The sequence below is a fragment of the Subtercola sp. Z020 genome, from assembly GCF_002931235.1.
GTDB lineage: Bacteria > Actinomycetota > Actinomycetes > Actinomycetales > Microbacteriaceae > Subtercola.
Window position 1 is genome coordinate 1 of record NZ_PSTT01000119.1, and the last position, 18329, is coordinate 18329.

The following is an 18329-nucleotide window of genomic DNA, read 5'->3' on the forward strand; positions in this document are numbered from 1 at the left end:
ACCTCCTGCGGCGCTGGCAGTACTCCGGGCGCATCGACGGCGACGACCTCGAACTCGCCGAGGTGCGGGCCACGCGCCCACCACCCCGCACCACGCAACGCGCGCCCTGGGAAGGCACCGCACCCGGGAATACGCACCACCCGCCCGGCGGTTGGCTCTCGCATGACAACTATCGGAATCATCGGAGCAGGAAACATCGGCAGCCAGGTTGCGCGCGCAGCGATCGCGGCCGGTTACGACATCGTGATCAGCAACTCCCGCGGGCCGGAGACCCTCGCAGACCTCGTGGCCGACCTCGGCCCGAAGGCGCGCGCAGCGACCGCTGAAGAGGCCGCGGAGGCAGGCGACTTCGCCGTCGTAACCGTGCCGCTGAAGGCCTACGAGTCGGTGCCCGTCGCCCCCCTCGCCGGCAAGATCGTGATCGACACCAACAACTACTACTTCGAGCGCGACGGCCAGATCCCCGCCCTCGACAACGGTCTCGACACCGTCTCGAGCATGCTGCAGCGCCACCTGGTCGACAGCAAGGTCGCCAAGGGCTTCAACCACATCATGGCGAAGGACATCACGACCGACGGCACCCCTGCCGGCACCGAGAACCGCCGCGCCCTCGCCACCTCGAGCGACTTCGAAGAGGCCGCTGAGCTCGTGAACAAGCTCTACGACGAGCTCGGCTTCGACACCGTCAACGTCGGACCGCTCTCGGAGAGCTGGCGCGTCGAGCGCGACCAGCCCGCGTACGTCGTGCGCCAGAACAAGCACGAGCTGGTCGAGAACCTCGCCAAGGCCGAGCGCGCGACCGCGACGGCCTGACCCCAGGTCTCAGCAGGCAGAGCAGAGCGCAGCAGAGCGCAGCCGAGCCTGGCCGAGCACAGAATGGATGCCCGGGGCCGACGGGGCGCACGCCTCCGGCCCCGGGCTCTTCTTCTTCTGCGGGTTAGGCTCGCAGCATGACGAATCTCAATGGGGCGGTCGTGCTCGTGCTGGGCGCCTCCGGAGGCCTCGGTGAACGTATCTGCCGCCTCCTGCAGAACCGCGGCGCGACGGTCGTGCGGGCCGCCCGCAACCCCGAAACGCTCTCGGGCCCCGACGCGTACCTCGCCGACCTCGCCGCACCGGGAGCCGCCGACGCGCTTCTCGCCGCTGCCGCCCAGGCGCATCCCGCCCACCTCGACGGTGTCGTCGTCGCAGCGGGCGCGGTCGCCTTCGGCCCAATCGACGGGCTCGGCGATGACACCCTCGACGCCCTCTTCGCGGTCAACACGACCGCCCCGATCCGGCTCATCCGCGGGGCCGTTCCCCGGCTGACCGATTCTGCCGCGGCTGGCCGCGCACCCTTCATCGTCACGATCAGCGGCATCGTCGCCGAGTCGCCCACCGCCGGGATGGCGGCGTACTCCGCCTCCAAGGCAGGGCTCGCGGCGTTCATGCGTGCGGCGTCGCGCGAACTGCGTCGCTCGGGCATCCGGGTTCTGGATGCCCGGCCGGGCCACACCGAGACCGCCCTGTCGCAGCATCCGCTCGCCGGCGTCGCACCCGCATTCCCCGCGGGCCTCGACCCCGACGCGGTGGCCGAACGTATCGTCGCAGCCATCGTCGACGACGAGAAAGACCTGCCGAGCTCCGCTTTCACTGTCGCCCCGAAACCGTAACAGGGCGGCTCTGGCGGAGGGCACCCCCGGGGCACTACTGTCTCTCTATCCCGGCCACTCCGACAGGGAGTGACGTCGAACGAGAGCGGTGCCCGCATGACCACAGCCCCTGCACGACGAGGCCAGAGCACAGACGTCGAGAGCAAGGGGCTGAAGGGCGGTGCGCTCGGGCTCGTCGGCAGCGTGGTGGTCGGCATCGCCTCGACCGCGCCCGCGTACTCCCTGGCCGCCAGCCTGGGCTTCATCGTCGCTTCGGGCGGTTCACTGCTCGCCGGGGTGAAGGCGCCGGGCATCATTCTGCTGGCGTTCGTACCAATGTACTTCATCGCCGTGGCGTACCAGGAGCTCAACAAGGCCGAGCCCGACTGCGGCACGACCTTCACCTGGGCGGCGCGGGCGTTCGGCCCGAAGACCGGCTGGATGGGCGGCTGGGGCATCATCGCCGCCGATGTGATCGTGATGGCGAACCTCGCCCAGATCGCCGGCTCGTACTCGTACACCCTGGTGGGAAAGCTGTTCGGCAACGACGACATCAGCGCCCTCGCAGGTGACGTTCTCTGGTCGACCGTGGCCGGTCTCGCCTGGATCGCGATCATGACGTGGATCTGTTACCGGGGCATCGAGGTGTCTGCCCGGCTGCAGTACGCCCTCCTCGGCATCGAGGTCGTGATCCTGGTCGTGTTCGCCGTCTTCGCCCTCGTGAAGGTGTACACCGGAACCGCAGAGAGCTACTCGCTCACACCCGACATCTCGTGGTTCCTCCCGTTCGACCTCGACTTCGGCACGGTGATCGCCCCGGCCATCCTCACCGCGGTCTTCATCTACTGGGGCTGGGACACGGCCGTCGCTGTCAATGAGGAGAGCGACGACCCGGGCCGCACCCCCGGCCGCGCGGCGGTGATCTCGACCGTGCTCCTGCTCGTGACGTACGCCCTCGTGGCCGTCGCCACCATCGCCTTCGCGGGCGTCGGCACCGACGGGGTCGGCCTCGGCAACCCCGAGAACGCCGACGACGTGTTCAGCGCGATCGGCCCCGACCTCTTCGGCGACTCGGCGATCGGCGGGGTGATGCTCGCGCTGCTCTACGTCTCGATTCTGACGTCTGCTTCGGCGTCGACGCAGACGACCATTCTGCCGACCGCACGCACCTCGCTCTCGATGGCCGTCTACAAGGCGGTGCCGGCGAACTTCGCGAAGATCCACCCGAAATTCCTCACCCCCACCTGGTCGACGGTCGGCATGGGCATCATCTCGGCCGCCTTCTACCTGCTCTTCACCCTCATCTCGCCGACACTGCTGAGTGCCCTGATCGGCTCCGTCGGCCTGCTCATCGCCTTCTACTACGGGCTCACCGGCTTCGCCTGCGTGTGGTACTACCGGCACACGCTCACGGCGACCTTCCGGGATTTCGTGATGCGCGGAGTGATCCCGTTGCTCGGTGGGCTGATGCTCACCGCGGTCTTCGTCTTCGGCCTCATCCAGTACGCCCTGCCCGACTGGCTGACCGACGAGAACGACGAGAACGTGACGATCTTCGGCATCGGCGCAGTCGCCGTCGTCGGCGTGGGGTCGCTGGTGCTCGGCGTGATCCTGATGCTGATCGTGCGCTGGCGGAGCCCCGCCTTCTTCAAGGGGCAGACGCTCGAACGGCGCAGCGACCTGATCCTGGCCGGCGAACACTACCCCTCGGGCATCCGTCTGCCCGACTCCGAAGAGACCACCGTCATCGCCCGCGACCTCTCGAACCTGCCCACCGGCCTCATCGCCGTCGACCTCGAGACAGGCGAGAAGTACCGGAGGAAGACGAGCCGCAAGAAGGCCAAGGGGGCTGCGCCGACCGACCCCGCGCCCTAGGCTGACCGCATGACCGACTTACCCGACGCGACCGGCGCGCCAGCACAGCCGACCCCCACCCTCATCACCGCCCGTTTCACGGTGACGGGCTGGGAGCCCCAGGCCCTGCCCGGGCTCGACGGCGACACAGAATGGCTGGGCGCCATCGTCATGCGGAAGACGTACACCGAGGGCCTCGTGGGCGAGAGCGTGGCCGAGTTCCTCTCCTCGGGAACCGAGGAGGCGGGGCGCGGCTACCTCGCGGCCGAGCGCATCACGGGCACCCTCGCCGACGGGCGTACGGGCTCGTTCACGGTGCACCACGGGGCGTTGCAGCATCCCGACGACCCGTCGGCGTTCGGCTACATCGTCCCGGGAACGGGCACCGGCGACTTCGCGGGCCTCTCAGGCGCCGCGCGCATCGAGCACGACGCCGCCGGCGCCTTTTTCGTCTTCACGCTCGGCTAGGCCTCGCGTACGCGCCCGGTAGCCGAGCAGGAACAGCGCCAGCGCGATCACCACCACCACGGCTCCGGCCCACGGAACCAGCTGGGCGCCACCGAGCGCGAGCGATGCCGCACCGAGGGGTGGAGCCATGCCGATACCGGCATACATCGCGGTTGTGTACCACGAGAGCGTCAGGCCCGACCGCTCGGGGTCGACCGCGATCATCCGGTGCTGCACCGCGGGCACGGCCGCGAACGCAGCGAAACCCCAGAGCACGAACACGATCGCGGTCGTGATGTAGTTCGCGTCGATCACCGGAAGCGCCACGAGCACCAGCGTGTGCACCACCAGCGCGATAGACGCCGTGCGGCGACTGCCGAGCCGGTCGGTCACCGCGCCGGCGACCAGGTTCCCGAGCGTGCCACCGAGCCCGTAGAGCAGGAGCAGAACGGCGAGCAGCCCACCGTTGCCACCCGTCGCGCCCGCGGTGATCGACGAACTGAAGATGTAGACGACATTGAACCCGGCCGTCATGAAGAGGGTGGCCCCGAGGGCGAAGAGGATGCGGTGGTCGGCCAGCGGGGCGAACCGCGCCCGCAGCGTCACCTGCCCGCCGACCGGGATGCCGCGCACCACGAGGGCGATCGCAACGGCGAGCACGGCGGCGGTCGCCGCGAGGATGTACAGCGGCAGTTGCCACCCGCCGGCCGAGCCGAGCGCTGTGCCGAGCGGTGAGCCGAGGGCGGTTGCCGCCGTGAACCCCAGCGAGACGAACGCGATGGCACGGCCCCGCCGAGCCGGCGTCGAGACGGCAGCTGCGGCCGCTGTCGCCGCGGGAACGAGCGCCGCGCCGCCGAGCGCGGCGAGCACCCGCCCGACCGTGAAGGCGGGCAGGGTGGTCGATGCGGCGGCCAGCACGGTTCCGACCGCGATCAGCGCCAGCCCGCCCGACATGAGGGTCGTGCGGGAGAGGCGGGGCAGCAGAATGGCGACCGCCGGGGCCGCGACGGCCACCACGACGGCGTAGAAGGTGATCGAGTAGCTGACGTCGCCGGCACTCACACCGAGGGTCTTCGCGATGGCCGGCAGCAGCCCCGCGATGACGAAGGCGTTCGTGCCCACGATGAAGAGGCCGACGGCGAGAAGCAGGAGCCGGCCGTCAAAGCTCCGCGAGGAGTACGATTGTTCGATGTTCGTCATACCGATAAGGTAACAGAAGGTTTGACGAACGTCGAACTATTTGGAGGACTTCGGATGCCCGACTCTTCGTTTCCGCAACCCGACGCCGACGACATCCGGCTGACGGGCATCCTGCGAGCCCTCTCCGACCCCGGGCGGGTCAGAATCGTGCAGGTGCTGGCCGACGGCGAATACCATGCCTGCAACGTCGAGGAGTTCGGCCTCGACATTCAAAAGTCCACCCTCTCGCACCACTTCAAGACCCTGCGCGAGGCCGGGCTCACCACCGTCGACATCACGGGGCGCAACCACTGCATCGCACTCCGCACAGGCGAACTCGAGGCGCGGTTCCCCGGCCTGATCGCGTCGCTCACCTCCGAGGCGGCGGTCGCCGACGTCAGCCGCCGTGCAGCGCCGGAATGATGAGGTACACACCGAACAGGGCGGCGAGCGCACACACCGCGTAGAGCGCCACCGACACCGGGCGACGCCAGGGTGCCGTTCCGTCGCCGAGCCGGAGGGCGAGGGCGAACGTCGTGACGATGAAACAGGCCGACACGAGGGCGACGGCGACGACCTCGACGAACGCGAGCCAGTCGATGGTCATGCTCTGGCCTTCCGTTTGCGCTTCTTCGGGTTGACGAACTGGCCGGGCTCCGGCTGGTGGAACGAGTTGCGGGCCTCGGAGCGCCGCGACCACAGGAAGATACCGAGGATCACCGCGAGCGCAACCACCACGTCGACGATCACACCCACCGGGCCGAGGCCGGCGACCAGGGCCGCAACCCCGGCGACGACGGCCGACGCCGGAATCGTGATGAGCCAACCGATCGCGATCTTGCCGGCAGTGCTCCACTTGACGGTGGCACCCTTCCGGCCGAGTCCGGTGCCGATGACCGACCCCGAGGCGACCTGTGTCGTCGACAGTGCGAACCCGAGGTGCGTCGAGGCGAGGATCGTCGCCGTCGTCGCCGACTCGGCGGCGAAACCCTGCGCCGGTTCGATGTCGGTGATGTCCCGGCCGAGCGTCTTGATGATGCGCCAGCCACCCGAGTACGTACCCAGGGCGATCGCGAGCGCACACGCGCCGATGACCCAGAGCTCCGGGCCGGATCCCCCGCCCTGGAAGCCGGCGGCGATCAGAACCAGCGTGATGACCCCCATCGTCTTCTGGGCGTCGTTCGTACCGTGCGCAAGCGAGACGAGCGATGAGGTGAAGATCTGCCCGCGCTTGAAGGTGTCGCGCTCGCGCTTGCGCGTGACCTTGTAGGCGATGCGGGTCGCGAGGTACGAGACGGCACCTGCCGTGATGGGGGCGAGCACGGCGGGAACGAGGATCTTCGAGACGAGAACCCCGCCGTCGATCGAGCCGAAGCCGGCGCCGACCACCGCGGCACCGATCAGGCCGCCGAAGAGCGCGTGGCTCGACGATGACGGCAACCCGCGCAGCCACGTGATCAGGTTCCAGACGATCGCGCCGATCAGCCCGCACAGAATGAGCGTCGGCGTGATCTGCACGCCGCCCGGCCCCTCGCGGATGAGCCCGCCCGAGATGGTCTTCGCCACCTCTGTGCTGAGGAACGCGCCGACCAGGTTCAGGATCGCGGCCAGCCCGACGGCGACCTTCGGCTTCAGGGCGCCGGTGGCGATCGGCGTCGCCATGGCATTGGCGGTGTCGTGGAACCCGTTCGTGAAGTCGAACAGCAGCGCCAGCCCGACCACGAGCACGACGATGACGACGACGTCCATGCTGACCCATCCGTTCCGGGGAACCCGCCGGAGCACAGACGAGCAGACCGAGCCTACTCCCGGTCAGGCCAGCCGGGCATCCAGCCCCTCACGCACCGACGGCCACTCGGCCTCGAGCACCGAGAAGTAGGCGGTGTCGCCGCGGCTGCCATCGGGCGAGGAACGGTGCGAACGCAGCACCCCCTCGGGAACGGCGCCGAGGCGCTGGATGGCAGCTGCGCTGCGGGTGTTGCGGGCATCGCAGCGCAGGGCCACCCGTGCGAGGCCGAGCGTCTCGAAGGCGTGCCCGAACAGCAGCCGCTTGGCGGCGGGGTTGGTGCGCCCACCCCAGAACGCCCGGCCGTACCAGGTGCTGCCGATCTCGACCCGGCGCTGGGCCGGTGAGAAGTCGTAGAAGCTGGTCGTGCCGCGAACGGTTCCGTCGTCGCCGAGCACCACGAAGGCCATCGTGCTCGGCTCCCGCAGCTGAGCCTCGATGTGTGCGGCGTAGGCGGCGGCATCCACCGGCCGTGGCGTGCTCATGCCCGCCCAAAGGTCGTCGTCGGTCAGGGGGTGCAGCGCCGCGGCGTGCGAGGCCGAGACCGGTTCGAGCCGGATGCCGTGACCGGCGAGGTGGATCTGGTGCTGCACGTCGTGGTCCCTCCGTCGGTGAGACTCCAGCCTAGGGCGCCGCTGCCGCCACCGCCGCGGGTGCCTCGCGTCAGCCCGCGAGGCGCGCGCGCAGGCTCTCGAGCGGCGCCGCCACCTCGAAGCCCTGCGCCGCCAGCCAGGTGGGGTCGTAGTAGGTGTCGGTGTACCGGTCACCCCCGTCGCAGAGCAGCGTGACGATGCTGCCCTGCTCCCCCCGCGCCACCATCTCCTCGGCGAGATCGAGGGCGACGACCAGGTTCGTGCCCGTCGACGGCCCGGGCGCCCGCCCCAGCGTCTCGGCGACCACGGTCATCGCGGCGATGGACGCGGCATCCGGAACCGTCTGCACCCGGTCGAGCACCGACGGCAGGAACGAGAGTTCGACCCGCGGCCGCCCGATGCCCTCGATGCGCGAACCCCTGCCCGTGACATCCGTTCGCCCCGTGCGCCACGCCTCCTCGAAGACCGAGCCCTCGGGGTCGCCCACCGCGACGCGCGTCGCGACCCCCGCATAGCGCGCGTACCGGGCGATGGTCGCCGTCGTGCCGCCCGTGCCGGCGCCGGAGACGATCCAGGCGGGCTCCGGATGCCGCTCCAGCGCCAGCTGCTCGAAGATCGAGCACGCGATGTTGTTGTTGCCGCGCCAGTCGGTCGCGACCGCTGCGTTCGTGAACTGGTCGAGGTAGTACCCGCCGGAGTCCCGGGCGATGCGCTCTGCCTCTGCGTACACCTCGCCCGCCGTCGCGACCAGCACGCACCGGCCGCCGTAGCCCTCGATCAGCTGGATCTTGCGGCGGCTCGTCGAGGCGGCCATCACCGCGACGAAGTCGAGCCCCAGCATGCGTGCGAAATACGCCTCAGAGACGGCCGTCGAGCCGCTCGACGCCTCGACCACGGTCGTGTCGGGCCCGATGCGGCCGCCCACCAGACCGTAGATGAACAGCGACTTGGCGAGGCGGTGCTTCAGTGAGCCGGTCGGATGCGACGACTCGTCTTTGACGTACAGGTCGACTCCCCAGTGGGCCGGCAGGGGGAAGCGCAGCAGGTGGGTGTCGGCGCTGCGGGTGGAGTCGGCCTTCAGCTCGCGCAGGGCCTCGGTGATCCAGCGGCGGTTCGGTGTCACGGGCGGGCTCGTCTCTCGGGTCGGTCGGGGCGGCTGCAGCCAGTATCCCAGTACCGCACCCGCCGAGGGCTTCCGCGTGCGAGCGCGGGTCGGCATGATGGAGGGCAACCAGAGCAGAAGGGCACACCGCCGTGACCAGCACACCGATCGCCGTCGACCCGCCCCAGCTCTACCGCAGCCCCGCCTTCGCGCAGGGCATGATCGTGCCGGAGGGCCGCCTACTGTTCGTCGGCGGCCAGAACGGCGTCGACGAGAACGGCGCTCTCGTCGACGGGCTCGAGGCGCAGGTCGCCCTGGCGATTCGCAACGTGCTGGCCGTTCTTTCGGAGGCGGGCTCGGGCCCCGAGTACGTCGCGAAGCTCACGATCCACCTCGCGGTCGGTGTCGACGCGGGGGCCGCGTTCGCCGCCAGCCAGTCGGTCTGGGGCCGGCACCGCACGGCCGTCACGGTGCTCGCCGTGAACCCCGCGCGCCCCGGGGCGCTCGTCGAGGTGGAGGCCGTGGCGACCGTGCCGGCCTGAGCGAGGTCGCGGGGCGAGGTCGGGGAGCGAAGTCGCGGGCGGGATGCCGCGGCTCCCCCGCGCGACGGATGCGCCCGGGCGACCGGTCTTCTAGGCTCGGTACCATGCAGTCGACACCCCTCGCCAAGATCTTCGGCGACCGCGAAGACCCCCGCCGGCGGCTCCAGGAGCTGTTCGGTGGCGACCTCCCGGAATCCGGCCAGCCCCCGGTGCCCGCGCTGCAATGGGCGCGCGAGGTGCTCGGTCAGAGCACAGCAGACCCGCTCGTGGCGGTGGCGCTCCTCCGCCGGGCCGAACCGCGCCTCACACTGCGCGCCGCCACCTTCCTCGCGCAGCACGCGCTGCGCTGAGCCCGTAGCGCTGGGTCAGGCGCCGCGCGCGAAGGCGAGGCTCTCGGCGATCAGCCCGATCGCGACATCCAGTTCCCGCTCGTCGCGCGGGCCGTAGAGCAGGAACTCCGTGCCGAAGTCTTCGTACTGGTGCGGCTCACCCCACCCCGCCGCCACCACCTCGGCGCCGCGGGCGGCGGGCAGGCAGAGGTGGATGCTCGTGTCGTGCACCCCGTGCAGATGCACGGGCTCGAGCCGCTGCCCGGGGGCGAGAGACGTCTCTGCGGCGAGCTCGACGAGCGGGTCGACGAAGAAGACCGCGCGAGACGAAGGCGGCGAGACCTGGCTGTGCCCCTCGACCACGCCGTCGAGGGCGAAGGTGCGCGCGACGAGCCGGCCCCAGAGAGCCGGGCTCGACCGCTCGGTGAGCTGGGTCTGCGGGCCCTCCGTGCTGACGAGCGGGCGGGTTCCGGGGCGAGCGGGCAGCAGCATGCCTCCACGGTAGCGCCCGTTTGCGACGGCGGGCGAAGAGGAGGAGGGTGTTCGGCATGACCGCTTTCGTCTCCCACACGAGCATCGACTGCTCCGACGCCTACACCCTCTCCACCTGGTGGAAGGGGGTTCTGGGCTACGTCGACCTCGACGACGACCCGAAAGAGCCGGGCGACGAGGAGTGCATGATCCGCGACCCCGAGAGCGGCCACGCCGTGCTCTTCATCGAGACTCCGGATGCCGCCGAAGCGAAGCTCCGCGCCGGTAAGAACCGCATCCACTTCGACCTCCGCCCGCGGGAGCGGCCGCAGAGCGCAGAGGTCGAGGCGCTGCTCGCCCACGGTGCGACGCAGGTGGCGGATCTGCGCGGAAAGTACGGTCCGGGCACCGGCTGGGTCGTGCTGGCCGACCCCGAGGGCAACGAGTTCTGCATCCTGCGCTCCCCCGCAGAACTCGCCGCCGCCACCTGAGCCCCTCTCCGTGTGACGGGAGGGGCCCAGGCGTGCTGGTCAGCGCGTGCCGGTGTGGCTGCGACGGCGACGCGAGACGATGAGCCCCGCCCCCGCGGCCGCGAGCAGGAGGCCGGCGAGCGCGCCGAGCGCAGCCTGGCTTCCCGTGTTCGCGAGGTCGCCGCCCGAGCCGTCACCCGACCCTGAGCCCGATCCAGAGCCCGATCCGCCGGCGCCACCCGATCCGTCGCCGGGCGTGCCGGGCGCACCCGGGGTGCCGGGCGTGCCAGGCGTACCCGGGGTGCCAGGCGTACCGGGCGTACCGGGATCGCCGGGCGTCCCGGGATCCCCGGGCGTCCCCGGCCCGTCGCCCCCGCCACCCGTCGTCGGGTCCTGCACCACGACGCCGAAGACCGACGCCAGCAGCTTCACCGCCGTCACCGACTGGCCGCCGAGCAGCGCGTGCTCCGCATCCGCCGTGACCGCCGACGACGTGTCACCGGTCACCGCCGTGCCCGCCACGACAGCCGCCTGGGCGAGATCGCGGACGACCGACACCAGCGTGTCGGCCGCGGCGAGGGTCGCGGCATCCGTTCCGGAGAGGAGCGCAGCGGCCTCGGCGGCGAGCTGCGATGCGGTCGACCGAGCGGCGGGTGTGTCGAGCACAGTACCCGAACCACTCCAGACGGGAGCGGAGAGAAGGGCATCCAGAGCCGTCTGCGCGCCCGAACCGGCCGGCAGCGACGCCGACAGAGCCTCGAGACGCGTGCGCGGAACATCGGTGCGCTCACCCCAGCCGTAGGCGAACAGCGGCTGATAGGCCGCGTCGCCCACGTTGATCGGCACCTGCTCTGCGGAAGCCGGCCAGGTCAGCGGCAGGCGACCCGTGAACGGCACGTCGCCGAACAGGGTGTCGGCGACGCCGGCGCCTTCGCTTCCTGGCAGGAACGACGCGACGAGCCCCGAGACCTCGCCCAGCTTGTCGGTGACGAGCTGAGTGCGACCGGCGACGACGAGCACGACGCACTTCATCGCCCCGCACACCGCATCGATCGACGAACGGTCGGCATCGGTCAGCGACAGGCTGTGGCCGTTGTTGCCGACATCGCCCTGGCCTTCTGCGTAGGGCGTCTCGCCGACGACGACGACACCGACGTCACTGCCGGCCATCGGGGCCGAGGCGTCTTTCGAGTAGGTGATCGTCGCATCCGGCGCCACCTCCTTCATACCGGCCAGAATGCTGGTCCCCTCCGTCGCCGTGGGGCCGGATGCGCCCTGCCACGAGATCGTCCAGCCACCCATTTGGTTGCCGAGGTCGTCGGCGTTCGAACCGGCGACGTACACCCGGGCGTCACGGGCGAGCGGCAGCACACCGTCGTTCTTCAGCAGCACCTGCGACTCCGCGGCGGCCCGGCGGGCGTCTGCGCGGTGCGCGGCCGACCCGAAGTCGGCGGCCGTGCTGCGGTCGGTGAACGGATGCTCGAACAGACCGAGCTCGAACTTCTGGGTCAGGATGCGCTTCACCGCATCGTCGACGCGGCTCTGCTCGACCGTGTGCGTCGTCGTGACCGCATCGGTGATGCCCGCGATGAAGGCGCCGAAGTTGTACGGCGCCATCGCCATATCGAGGCCCGAGTTGACCGAACGCACGGCCTTCTCCTCGTAGGTTCCGCCCGGCAGCTTGTCGATGCCCTCCCAGTCGCTGATGAGGAACCCGTTGAAGCCGAGCTGCTGCTTCAGCAGCGTCGTGTTCAGCGCAGTGTTCTCGTGCATGCGGATGTCGCCGGAGCCGGCGATGTCGACGCCGGAGTACGACGGCATGATGCTGCCGACACCCGCGGCGATCGCCGGCAGGTAGGGAGCGACGAACGTCGTGGTGAACTGCTCCATCGACGGCGAGACGGTCAGCCCCTGGTCGATCGGGTACCCGTTGCCGACCTTCGACGGGTCGTAGCTCGTTCCGCCGTCACCGACCCAGTGCTTCGCGGTCGCGAGCACCTTGTCGGGGCCCGACTTGTCGGCCGGGTCGGAGCCCTGCAGCCCGACCACGTTGGCGGCCGAGAAGCTCGTCACGAGAGCCGGGTCTTCACCGAACGTCTCGTAGGTACGGCCCCAGCGCTCGTCGCGGCCGACGCACAGGCAGGGTGCGAACGCCCAGTTGACGCCGGTCACCTTGGTCTCGACCGCCGTGTCCTCCGCCAGCTTCTGGATGAGGGCGGGGTCGCGCGTCGCGCCGAGACCGATGTTGTGCGGAAAGATCGTGGCGTCGAGCACGTTGCTGTGCCCGTGCACCGCGTCAGCGCCGTAGAGCAGCGGAATCTGCAGCGAGGTCGAAAGCGCCTGCTGCTGGAAGCCGTCGATCATGTCGGCCCACGCTTCGGGCGTGTTCTCTGCGGGGGTCGAGCCGCCGCCCGACAGGATCGAGCCGAGCCCGAGGTCGGCGATCTGCGACGGCGAGGTGAGGCCCAGCCGCTCGGCCTGCGCCATCTGGCCGACCTTCTCTGCGAGGCTCATCCGGCTCATCAGATCGTCGACGCGGGTCGCGATCGGCAGCGACGAGTCGAGGTAGGGCAGGCCGTGCGCGTTCACGACCACGCGCGGTGCGGATGCCGGCAGCTGGGCGCCGTCGGCATCGAGCGTGATCGGGATGCTGCGAGCCTGGTCGCCCCCGGTCGCAGCGGCGAGCGCACTGACGTCGAACGTCTTCGTCTCACCCGACGCGGTTCCGGCGGGGAAGGTCAACGACCCCCGGAAGTCGGCGACGTGGGTGCCGACCTCGGCGGTTCCCGTGCCCGGGCTGTAGTCGACAGTGACGTCGGCGGCGAGCGGGTCGCCGTTCGAGGTCGCCACGGTCACACCGACCTGGGCCGTGTCGCCCGGGTTCAGCAGGTACACGTCTTTCGACGTCGACACGGTGAGGTTCGCCGCCTGCTGCGGGGTGCCGTAGATCGCAGCATCGTCGATGGCCCAGCCGGTGGTCGTCGGCTTGCCCGGTGCGAAGGTGATCGCGAAGCCCCACGCGCTCGTCAGGTCGAGGGTGCCGTTCTGCGTCTCGGCGGTGCCGGGCTGGTAGGCGCCGATCGTGAAGGCGCTGAACGGCAGTTCGACCAGTTTCCAGCGGCTCGTCGAGCTGCCCCAGTTGTCTTTGAAGGTGGTCGACCAGAGCTCGGAGTGCTCACCGTCGGGCCCGCCGTCTTTCAGCTCGACCTTGATGTCGTCACCGGCGGTCGGCGAGGCGGGGTTCGACGCCTGCGAGGCGTACCACCAGAACCGCAGGCCCTGGTAGGAACTCCAGTCCTGCGACGAGGCGAGGTTGTCGCTGATGCCCGCGTAGCCGCCGGCCGGGATGAGGTAGGTACCCGAGAGCACCTTGTTGCCGGGCACGTCGGCGCGCTCCTGGCTGGTGACAGCCATCGTCGCCAGGTTCTCGGCCGAGCCCCACGTGAAGAAGCCGACGGGGTTCGTCGACGAACCGATCGGTACGTCGCCCTGGAAGTCCTGCAGCGTGGTGACCCGCTCGAAGGTGGCGAAGTCGTCGAAGGCGAACGTTCCGGCGCCGAGGCCGGTGAGGGTGACGGCGAAGCCGGTGGATGCCGCGGGGTCGAACCGTGCGGGGTCGGAGGCGTTGCCCTTCAGACGCAGGTCGGTGAACAGCACGCTGATCTGGCGCCAGCCGGCGGAGTCGTCGACGACGCTCCGGTCGAAGAGCTGGCCGTTCGACTTCACCTCGTAGCCGAGCGTCTTACCACTGCCGGTGCCCCTGAACCAGAAGCTGAACCCGTCGGAAGCCGACCAGTCCTGGGCCGCGGTGTCGTTCGTGAAGCCGAACCAGTCGGCGGCGGTCGGCTCACCGGTGACGGTCGCGACCAGCACGTGGTTGTCGGTCGGGGCACCCGGAATGGTGTCGTCGACGGTGGTCGTCAGCACCGGCTTCAGGCCGTCCTGGCTGGCCCAGGTGGAGTAGTCGGCCGGCACGCCGGACTCGAAACCCTGAAGAACGGTGCTCGGCCCGTCATTCGGCAGGTCACCGGTGGGGCGGAGGGTGACGACAGCGGAGTCCCGCGCGCCGATCGTGATGCCGTCGGTCGGGTCGGAGAGCTTCAGTGTGAAGGTGCGCACCGGCGCGAGGGCGCCGTGCGAAACGGTCGGAACGGTGACGGCCGCGGAGGTCCGCCCCGCCGGGATCGTGACGGTCTCATCGACAGCGGTGTAGTCGGTGCCCGCGACCGCGGTGTCGTCGGCGCTGGTCACGTGCACGCTCTGGTCGGCACCCGCGGCGCTGTTCAGGGTGACGTTCACCGTGGCGTCGCTGCCTGCACCGACCGAGACGGCCTGCGTCTCGAACCCCGCAGACGGAACGGCCACCGATCCGTGCACGGCGAAGGTGTACACCGAGTAGCCGTAGTAGTGCAGAATCGGTGCCTCCCACGTGGCGGCGGTGCGCTTCAGCATCGCCAATCGCACGTAACGGGCATCCACAGCCGTGTCGAAGACGACCTGCTCGGTGCCGCCGACGCCGGCGGTCTCGCTCGCGGCCGTGCTCCAGCTCGATTCGTCGTCGGGGTTCGCCAACGCGACCTGCACGTCGTAGGCGGCGGCGAAGGCGGCCTCCCAGGTGATGCTGACGCCGGTCACGGTGGCGACCGAACCGAGGTCGCTGGTCAGCGACGCGGTGAAGGTGGTGTCGGAGTCGGGGCCGTTGCCGCTCGCCCAGCGGGTCGCGTCGTCACCGTCGGTGGCATTCGAGGCGGGAAAGTTGCCGTCTTTGTCGTTCTGCGAGGCCGACGCCGTGGTGGTTCCGCTCAGGGCGAGGTCGGGCTCGGCCGCGCTCGCGGTCTGGCCGACGACCAGCGCGGCTCCCACCAGCACGGTGGCGAGGCCGGCGGCGAGCAGGCTGCGCACGGGGCGGCGGCGCATCGGGAGGGGAGAACGGGTGGAACGGTGGGCAGTTGACCCCTGGCCGAGAGCGGGCACAGTCACTCCTTCACAACAAGCCGTTCAGCGTCGAACGGAATGTCAAGTACAGCGCGGGAATTAGTCCGGCGACAGGACGAAAACGGGTCGGCCGTCGCCGTGCCGGTTCTGCCGACGGCTCCGGATGCCCAGGCCGCCGTCAGGGTGCGGTCGATGATGCCCAGCAGCTCGGAGCGGGCCCCGAGGGAGGCCGGGCGCACGTCGACGCCGCTCGCGGTGCCGCCCGGCATCCACTCGGCGAACGCCTCGCGCACACCCTCGACCAGCGGAGCACTGGCGGCCCCCAGGCGACCGCCGAGCACCACCACCTCGGGGTCGATGAACGCGCACAGCTGGGCGATGGCGTGGCCGACCCGCGTTCCCGCGCTGTAGAGGTCGGGCAGGCTCTCGGCGACGACGGTCTCGAGGCAGCCCCGGCGACCGCAGCGGCAGAGGGGCCCGTTCGGGTCGACCTGCAGGTGCCCCATCTCGCCGCCGATGCCGCGGGCGCCCGAGAGCAGCACGCCGTCGACGATCAGCCCCGCCCCGATGCCGTCGCTGAGCTTCACGTAGAGCAGGTTGTCGAGGTCGGGCGAGGCCCCGTGCATCCGTTCGCCCCACGCCCCGAAGTTCGCATCGTTGTCGTGGACGATCGGGCCGGCGATACCCGCGGGCCGCGCTTCGGCGACGTTCACTCCCTGCCAGCCCGCGAGCGCCGCCGGCGCGCGCACGGCGCCGGTCGCCCGCACGACGGGGTACGGGAACGAGACTCCGAACGCGAGAACGTCGGCTGCGGATGCCCCGGCCGCCGCGAGCGAGCCGGCGACCCGGGCGTGCACCTCGCGGAACGTCGCCGCGGCGCCGTCGTCGACCGGGAAGTCGACGCGCTGTTCGGCCAGGATGCGGCCCTGCAGGTCGCAGGTGGCGACTGTGATGTGCCGGTGCCCGATGTCGCAGGCGAGCACCACTCCGCGCTGCCGGGCGAGCTCGAGCACCGATGTCGGGCGACCGCGCCGTGCCCGCAGCGCGCCGCCGGCCGCTGCCCCGACCCGCGCCTGCGCCCCCTCGACCAGCCGGCGCTCGACCAGCCGACGCTCGACCACGAGCCCCTGCGCGATCAGCTCGGCCACCGCCTGGGCCACGACGCTCCGCGACAGGCCGGTGTGCTCAGCGATCGCCTTGCGCGTCGTCTGCCCCGCCCGCCGGATGAACTCGAGGTGGTCGCCGTGCCCTGCGCTCCCGTGATGGGCCCCACCGTGATGGGCCCCACCGTGGTGGGCACCACCGTGCCCCGACCACTCGTGCCCTGACCGGTCCCGGGCCGAACCGCCCGCCGCTGCAACCGTCACCGTGCATCCCCTTCGATGACCGACGTACCGCGCCCGCCTCGCTGCGGGCACCGCCCCGGCCACCCCCGAACGGGGCTCCCGGCGCCATCCTATTGAAACACACAGAAACCCCCACGGCCCCACTCCCCCGGTGCACTCGAGAGGAGGAGGGGGGCGGGGCGTCAGTCGGCGAAGGAGCCGGTGGAGGCCTTCAGTTCGGGCACGGTGAGAGCGCCGAGGCGACGACCGCGCGTCTCGCCGCCGAGCATGACGGCCACGATGCCGATGATGCAGGCGAGCACGATGTACAGCGACACGAGCCAGGTCGCTCCCCCGGCCGCAGCCACGAGGGCGACCGCGACCAGCGGCGTCGTTCCGGCCGTGAGCGCGCCGGCGAGCTCCCGCGCGAAGGCGAGCCCGGTGAAACGCGCCCCGCCGGTGAAGAGTTCCGCGAAGTAGGCGGCCTGCGGCCCGAACATGGCCCCGATGCCGATACCGAGGCTCAGGATGATCGCCATCGTGATGGGGAGCGGAGCCCGCCCACCCTCGATGAGCCAGAAGTACGGAAACGCGAACAGGGCCGAGAACACCATTCCCGCGATGATGACCAGCCGTCGGCCGATGCGGTCGGAGAGCAGGCCGAACAGCGGCAGCACCAGCATCGTGATGGCCGTTCCGACGGTGGTGGCGAGCGGCCCGACCGAGTTCGCGAGGTGCAGGTTGCCGACGATGAAGGCGGTGATGAACGCGAGGTTGATCGACGACACCACGTTCTGCGGTGTCTGCGCGAGCACGAGCACGAGCATCCCGCGCTTCTCGTGCGCGAAGACCTCGCGGATCGGGCTCGCCTTCGACGCCGAACCCGCTCCGGCACCGACCCCCGCGCCGGCCCCGGCTCCTGCACCCTCGGCCTTCTGCAGTTCGACGAACACCGGCGTCTCGTTCAGGCGCAGCCGGATGACCAGCGCCACGACGATGACGACGATGCTGGAGAGGAACGGGATGCGCCAGCCCCAGGCGAGGAACTGGTCTTCGGGCAGCGTCGTCACGATGGAGAACACCGCCGACGCGAGCAGCAGCCCGAGGTAGACGCCGGCCGAGGGCCACGCGCCGTGCAGGCCCCGCCGTCTCGGCTTCGCGTTCTCGACCGCGAAGATGGCCGCGCCACCGAACTCGGCGCCCGCGCCGATCCCCTGCACGAGTCGCAGCAGAATGAGCAGGATGGGCGCCCATGCCCCCACCTGCGCATAGGTCGGCAGCAGCCCCATCAGGATGGTCGCCCCGCCCATGACGAGCAGAGTGATGATGAGCACGCGCTTGCGCCCAAGCACGTCGCCCATGCGGCCGAAGATCAGACCGCCGAGCGGCCGGATGATGTAGCCGAGCGCGAACGTCGCGAAGGCGGCGAGCGTGGCGATCGTGGCATCCGTGTTCACGAAGATGATCTTGTTGAAGACCAGCGCAGCGGCGGTGCCGTAGAGGTAGAAGTCGTACCACTCGAGCGCGGAGCCGATCAGCGCGGCGGCGCCGACCCCGAAGGAGGTGTTCGTCTTCGCCGCGGCGGGCGAGGGTGCAGTTGTCGACATCGTTGTCCTGTCCTTGGGGTGGTGGGCGTCTGTCGGCACGCGATGAGTCTGGCCGACG

The 18329-nt window shown here is 70.5% G+C and carries 17 protein-coding genes; 8 read left to right on the top strand and 9 right to left on the bottom strand.

Features of this window, described 5'->3' with window-relative positions:
* Nucleotides 1–162: 162 nt before the first annotated feature.
* From C5B96_RS15145 to C5B96_RS15160, 4 genes are all read left to right on the top strand, one after another.
* Nucleotides 163–813 (top strand): NADPH-dependent F420 reductase, encoded by a 651-nt coding sequence (locus tag C5B96_RS15145; RefSeq protein WP_104246193.1) that lies wholly within the window; start codon nucleotides 163–165, stop codon nucleotides 811–813.
* Between the two features lie 137 nt (nucleotides 814–950).
* Nucleotides 951–1652: an SDR family oxidoreductase gene (locus C5B96_RS15150; RefSeq protein WP_104246194.1), complete on the top strand. Its 702-nt coding sequence runs from the start codon at nucleotides 951–953 to the stop codon at nucleotides 1650–1652.
* A 96-nt stretch (nucleotides 1653–1748) separates the two neighbouring features.
* Entirely contained in the window at nucleotides 1749–3506 is a 1758-nt protein-coding gene (locus C5B96_RS15155; protein ID WP_104246218.1) for an APC family permease, read from the top strand.
* A gap of 9 nt (nucleotides 3507–3515) precedes the next feature.
* The gene (locus C5B96_RS15160; protein WP_104246195.1) at nucleotides 3516–3953 is read left to right on the top strand and encodes a DUF3224 domain-containing protein; all 438 of its coding nucleotides are present in this window, start codon (nucleotides 3516–3518) and stop codon (nucleotides 3951–3953) included.
* Here the strand turns inward: C5B96_RS15160 and C5B96_RS15165 are convergent.
* The gene (locus C5B96_RS15165) at nucleotides 3891–5132 is read right to left on the bottom strand and encodes an MFS transporter (protein ID WP_104246196.1); all 1242 of its coding nucleotides are present in this window, start codon (nucleotides 5130–5132) and stop codon (nucleotides 3891–3893) included. The two genes, C5B96_RS15160 and C5B96_RS15165, sit on opposite strands and share 63 nt — an antisense overlap.
* Nucleotides 5133–5186: 54 nt before the next feature.
* On the opposite strand from C5B96_RS15165, the gene C5B96_RS15170 reads away from it, so the two are divergent.
* Nucleotides 5187–5534: a helix-turn-helix transcriptional regulator gene (locus C5B96_RS15170; protein WP_104246197.1), complete on the top strand. Its 348-nt coding sequence runs from the start codon at nucleotides 5187–5189 to the stop codon at nucleotides 5532–5534.
* On the opposite strand, the gene C5B96_RS15175 is transcribed toward C5B96_RS15170, so the two are convergent.
* The 4 genes from C5B96_RS15175 to C5B96_RS15190 all read right to left on the bottom strand — a co-directional run bounded on the left by C5B96_RS15175 (nucleotide 5509) and on the right by C5B96_RS15190 (nucleotide 8613).
* Nucleotides 5509–5718: a hypothetical protein gene (locus C5B96_RS15175; RefSeq protein ID WP_104246198.1), complete on the bottom strand. Its 210-nt coding sequence runs from the start codon at nucleotides 5716–5718 to the stop codon at nucleotides 5509–5511. The genes C5B96_RS15170 and C5B96_RS15175 overlap by 26 nt on opposite strands.
* Nucleotides 5715–6860, bottom strand: coding sequence for an inorganic phosphate transporter (locus C5B96_RS15180; RefSeq protein WP_104246199.1), 1146 nt, complete (start codon nucleotides 6858–6860; stop codon nucleotides 5715–5717). The genes C5B96_RS15175 and C5B96_RS15180 overlap by 4 nt, the downstream gene beginning before the upstream one ends.
* Before the next feature lie 63 nt (nucleotides 6861–6923).
* Nucleotides 6924–7490 carry a GNAT family N-acetyltransferase gene (locus tag C5B96_RS15185; protein ID WP_104246200.1) on the bottom strand — a complete coding sequence of 189 codons (567 nt, stop codon included), beginning with the start codon at nucleotides 7488–7490 and terminating at the stop codon, nucleotides 6924–6926.
* Between the two features lie 70 nt (nucleotides 7491–7560).
* On the bottom strand, nucleotides 7561–8613 hold the full coding sequence (locus C5B96_RS15190; protein WP_233189237.1) for a PLP-dependent cysteine synthase family protein: 1053 nt from the start codon (nucleotides 8611–8613) through the stop codon (nucleotides 7561–7563).
* Between the two features lie 131 nt (nucleotides 8614–8744).
* Here C5B96_RS15190 and C5B96_RS15195 point away from each other — a divergent pair, with 131 nt between their 5' ends.
* Entirely contained in the window at nucleotides 8745–9134 is a 390-nt protein-coding gene (locus C5B96_RS15195; RefSeq protein WP_104246202.1) for a RidA family protein, read from the top strand.
* A 104-nt stretch (nucleotides 9135–9238) separates the two neighbouring features.
* A complete protein-coding gene (locus tag C5B96_RS15200) occupies nucleotides 9239–9484 on the top strand; it encodes a hypothetical protein (RefSeq protein WP_104246203.1) in 246 nt (81 codons plus the stop codon).
* Between the two features lie 15 nt (nucleotides 9485–9499).
* On the opposite strand, the gene C5B96_RS15205 is transcribed toward C5B96_RS15200, so the two are convergent.
* Nucleotides 9500–9955 carry a luciferase family protein gene (locus tag C5B96_RS15205; RefSeq protein ID WP_233189238.1) on the bottom strand — a complete coding sequence of 152 codons (456 nt, stop codon included), beginning with the start codon at nucleotides 9953–9955 and terminating at the stop codon, nucleotides 9500–9502.
* 56 nt (nucleotides 9956–10011) lie between these two features.
* On the opposite strand from C5B96_RS15205, the gene C5B96_RS15210 reads away from it, so the two are divergent.
* The gene (locus C5B96_RS15210; RefSeq protein WP_104246220.1) at nucleotides 10012–10425 is read left to right on the top strand and encodes a VOC family protein; all 414 of its coding nucleotides are present in this window, start codon (nucleotides 10012–10014) and stop codon (nucleotides 10423–10425) included.
* Between the two features lie 39 nt (nucleotides 10426–10464).
* On the opposite strand, the gene C5B96_RS15215 is transcribed toward C5B96_RS15210, so the two are convergent.
* The 3 genes from C5B96_RS15215 to C5B96_RS15225 form a co-directional block, all read right to left on the bottom strand.
* A complete protein-coding gene (locus tag C5B96_RS15215; RefSeq protein ID WP_104246204.1) occupies nucleotides 10465–15378 on the bottom strand; it encodes a glycoside hydrolase family 3 N-terminal domain-containing protein in 4914 nt (1637 codons plus the stop codon).
* Between the two features lie 2 nt (nucleotides 15379–15380).
* Nucleotides 15381–16706, bottom strand: coding sequence for an ROK family transcriptional regulator (locus C5B96_RS17460; RefSeq protein ID WP_104246205.1), 1326 nt, complete (start codon nucleotides 16704–16706; stop codon nucleotides 15381–15383).
* 161 nt (nucleotides 16707–16867) lie between these two features.
* The gene (locus tag C5B96_RS15225; RefSeq protein WP_146078211.1) at nucleotides 16868–18310 is read right to left on the bottom strand and encodes an MFS transporter; all 1443 of its coding nucleotides are present in this window, start codon (nucleotides 18308–18310) and stop codon (nucleotides 16868–16870) included.
* Between the last annotated feature and the right edge of the window lie 19 nt (nucleotides 18311–18329).

Bases quoted from the DNA above. Each gene is read 5' to 3' on its own strand.
- C5B96_RS15145 (WP_104246193.1), top strand. From the start codon at position 163: ATGACAACTATCGGAATCATCGGAGCAGGAAACATCGGCAGCCAGGTT.
- C5B96_RS15150 (WP_104246194.1), top strand. From the start codon at position 951: ATGACGAATCTCAATGGGGCGGTCGTGCTCGTGCTGGGCGCCTCCGGA.
- C5B96_RS15155 (WP_104246218.1), top strand. From the start codon at position 1,749: ATGACCACAGCCCCTGCACGACGAGGCCAGAGCACAGACGTCGAGAGC.
- C5B96_RS15160 (WP_104246195.1), top strand. From the start codon at position 3,516: ATGACCGACTTACCCGACGCGACCGGCGCGCCAGCACAGCCGACCCCC.
- C5B96_RS15165 (WP_104246196.1), bottom strand. From the start codon at position 5,132: ATGACGAACATCGAACAATCGTACTCCTCGCGGAGCTTTGACGGCCGG.
- C5B96_RS15170 (WP_104246197.1), top strand. From the start codon at position 5,187: ATGCCCGACTCTTCGTTTCCGCAACCCGACGCCGACGACATCCGGCTG.
- C5B96_RS15175 (WP_104246198.1), bottom strand. From the start codon at position 5,718: ATGACCATCGACTGGCTCGCGTTCGTCGAGGTCGTCGCCGTCGCCCTC.
- C5B96_RS15180 (WP_104246199.1), bottom strand. From the start codon at position 6,860: ATGGACGTCGTCGTCATCGTCGTGCTCGTGGTCGGGCTGGCGCTGCTG.
- C5B96_RS15200 (WP_104246203.1), top strand. From the start codon at position 9,239: ATGCAGTCGACACCCCTCGCCAAGATCTTCGGCGACCGCGAAGACCCC.
- C5B96_RS15205 (WP_233189238.1), bottom strand. From the start codon at position 9,955: ATGCTGCTGCCCGCTCGCCCCGGAACCCGCCCGCTCGTCAGCACGGAG.
- C5B96_RS15210 (WP_104246220.1), top strand. From the start codon at position 10,012: ATGACCGCTTTCGTCTCCCACACGAGCATCGACTGCTCCGACGCCTAC.